This window comes from Vibrio sp. 1078-1, from assembly GCF_033340475.1.
Map to the genome: position 1 here is coordinate 1 of NZ_JAWOWM010000134.1, position 632 is coordinate 632.

A 632-nucleotide genomic window follows, 5' to 3' on the forward strand; every position below is an offset into this window, starting at 1 on the left:
CTCGTGCAACTCTAATCCCAGCGGTTACGGTGCCCGTTTCGCTGATCTCTTCGTTCATTGCCGCGTACTACTTTGGGTTTTCTATCAACTTGATCACTTTGATGGCGTTGATCCTGTCTATTGGTTTAGTGGTGGACGACGCGATTGTGGTTGTTGAAAACATCTTCCACCATATTGAACGTGGTGAATCGCCTCTGCTTGCCGCGTACAAAGGCACTCGAGAGGTTGGTTTTGCGGTTATCGCGACAACGTTGGTGCTGGTGATGGTGTTTCTGCCAATTTCCTTTATGGATGGCATGGTAGGGCTGTTATTTACAGAGTTTTCTGTATTGCTGGCTATGTCGGTAATTTTCTCCTCTTTGATTGCACTGACACTTACACCGGTGTTGGGCAGTCAGATCCTAAAGGCAAATGTAAAACCCAATCGATTCAACGAAGTGGTCGATCGCCTGTTTAGCAAGCTAGAGAATGGCTACCGCTCATTATTGAAAAGAGCATTGAAAGCTCGCTTGGCTGCGCCTTTGGTGATTCTGGCTTGTATGGGCGGCAGTTATTTCCTAATGAATCAAGTACCAGCTCAATTGACGCCACAAGAAGATCGCGGTGTGATTTTTGCGTTTGTGCGCGGCGCA

1 protein-coding gene is annotated in these 632 nt (G+C 47.5%); it reads left to right on the forward strand.

All coding sequences use genetic code 11. From position 1 onward, the window contains the following. A partial coding sequence (locus R7190_RS26135) for an efflux RND transporter permease subunit (protein WP_318137712.1) occupies window positions 1-632 on the forward strand: 632 nt, incomplete at both ends.